Here is a 2,412-nt window from a genome sequence, read left to right on the forward strand (position 1 = left end):
ATGCTATATATAAATTTAATTTCGATAATACAACTAAGGCACCTGCAATCACTTGTAAAGACACTAGAATAAAGGAAATAATCCAGCCCCAGTAAACCACTTTTTGATCTTTATAATGTTTAACAGCAATATAGGTAATATAGGCAATCCATAAAAATATGATTCCAGCTGCGGCACGATGCCCCATTTGTACCCATTCATACATATTTGTAGGTAAGGAAAAGGAGTTGTTAATGCAGAGCGGCCAATCTCTGCACACTAAACTTGCATTAACGTGTCTGACAAGGGCTCCTGTATAAACGACAATATAGCTGTATATTGTAACGCCAATTATATGCTTCTTCATTCTATTGTCGAGGACAATCTTTTCGGCTTCAAACTTTTTATCAACTTCAAAAATGAGAAGTGTGAGCAGCAGAACCGTTGAAAAGGAAATTAATGAAATACCAAAATGCAAGGCAAGAACAAAATCAGATTGTCCCCATTTAACAGCGGCAGCTCCAATTAATCCTTGAAGGACTAGAAAAAAGAAAGAAGTAATAGATAGAAATTTAGTTTCACGAATATGGCCAATAGCGCGCCATGTCCAAACAGAAAGGATTAGAACCATGATCCCTACACCACCCGAGACTACCCTATGGGCAAGCTCGATAATTAATTCAGGTGTTATATTCTTTGGAAGAATTTCACCATGACAGAGCGGCCAAGAATCTCCGCACCCCATGCCGGAATCTGTTTTTGTAACAAGAGCTCCGCCTAAAAGGACTAACAGCATCCCAATTGTTGTTAAAACGGCGAACCATTTAAGTGATCGTTGCAAAGTGCTACACCCTCTTCTAAATAATTCTTTAATTTGTAATAGGAGGTAATTGACTAATATAATCAGCATAATAAAATTAGAAAGTATTTTTCCACTTCTATCTTATATTTATAAATAGTATAGAAGAGAAATAGAAATGAGTACAACCCTATCGAATACTACAGCATTTATACTTGTTTTACAATTAATTAATTAGTATTCACTGTCTTTATATTAAAAACGTTATGTACATTATTAATTCTTCGTTTATATTTAATGAAAGGTACTATTGTATTTTTACACGCCATTTATATTATGGCAGAAAAGCAACAATTATTTAAGCGAAAAAACACAAAGACACAAATTATTCATAATTTATTCGAAAATTATTCACAAAAAACCATTGAAGTGTGATTTAATATACAGAGGAAGATGTCTTTTTCATGATATTTAATTAACAGTATTATTACAATTACAATAGTAGAAAACTATTGAGGTTGTCATCATATTGGAAATGCTCTTCGTTTTTTATTGCAAATATAGCATTGTCAGCTAGAATGCTTTATAGTAGTTGTAGTATCATTGTCGTATTTGTGATAAGGGATAAAGGAGGAAAAAATATGTCTAACTCGAGGGCCTTTGTTAATGCTCGTTTAGAAAACAGCAGTGGGAGCCTAGAGAATGAAGTGCCAAGGACAACAGTTTGGAAGGATTTTTTATCACTGATTAAGATAGGAATTGTAAACTCGAATCTAATAACAACCTTCACTGGTTTATGGCTTGCACTTCACTTTACAGGAAAAGGCTTTTTGAATAATTTGGATATTGTTCTCTATACTGTAATAGGATCATCACTAATTATAGCTGGCTCCTGTGCCCTAAATAATTATATTGATCGAGATATAGATCCTTATATGGAAAGAACGAAGAATAGGCCAACCGTAACTGGAAGGGTTTCACCAGCCAGAGTGGCGATATTAAGCTTTTTGTTAATCGGAATTGGTACAGGATTGCTTCTGCTCACTACTGTAACTGCCGCTTTGCTCGGTTTAGTAGGAGTATTTAGCTATATTGTTCTATATACAATCTGGTCAAAACGGAGATACGTTTCTAACACTATTATAGGAAGTATTTCTGGTGCAGCACCTCCGCTTATCGGCTGGGCTGCAGTTGATGCTAATCTTGACATTATGGCATGGGGATTATTCTTAATTATGTTTTTTTGGCAGCCTCCTCATTTTTATGCGCTTGCTATGAGAAGGTGTGAAGAATATCGTGCTGCTAATGTACCAATGCTTCCTGTTGTTAAAGGATTTAAAAGAACAAAAACCTCTATTTACTTATGGGTGGCAGGGTTATTGCCTCTTCCGTTTTTGCTTCCAGAATTAGGAATTCCTTTTCTGGTTCTCGCAACAATTTTGAACATAGGCTGGATTGCAACAGGGATTTATGCAAGAAAGTTTAAAGACGATATAAAATGGGCTACTTTAATGTTTGTATATTCACTACAATATCTGACAATTATGTTTGTAGCTATGGTTATTATCACATTAATATAAAATAGTTTTAGGGGGGGACTACATGGCTTTTTTTTATTGCTTGTGCTCCAACCC

Annotated in this window: 2 protein-coding genes; one reads left to right on the top strand and one right to left on the bottom strand. The window is 34.9% G+C overall.

Annotation, left to right across the window (positions count from 1 at the left end; genetic code table 11):
- Positions 1-820: COX15/CtaA family protein (locus tag V7164_RS25580; protein WP_335355648.1), on the bottom strand; the 820-nt coding region annotated here is incomplete at its 3' end.
- A 599-nt stretch (positions 821-1,419) separates the two neighbouring features.
- Between V7164_RS25580 and cyoE the strand changes: the two genes are divergently transcribed.
- Positions 1,420-2,358, top strand: coding sequence for a heme o synthase (cyoE, locus tag V7164_RS25585; protein ID WP_335347171.1), 939 nt, complete (start codon positions 1,420-1,422; stop codon positions 2,356-2,358).
- Positions 2,359-2,412: the final 54 nt, after the last annotated feature.

The sequence above is a fragment of the Bacillus sp. JJ1474 genome (assembly GCF_036965225.1).
Taxonomy (GTDB): Bacteria; Bacillota; Bacilli; order Bacillales; family Cytobacillaceae; genus Cytobacillus.

Coding starts and splice junctions, on each gene's coding strand:
- cyoE (WP_335347171.1), top strand. CDS start 1,420: ATGTCTAACTCGAGGGCCTTTGTTAATGCTCGTTTAGAAAACAGCAGT.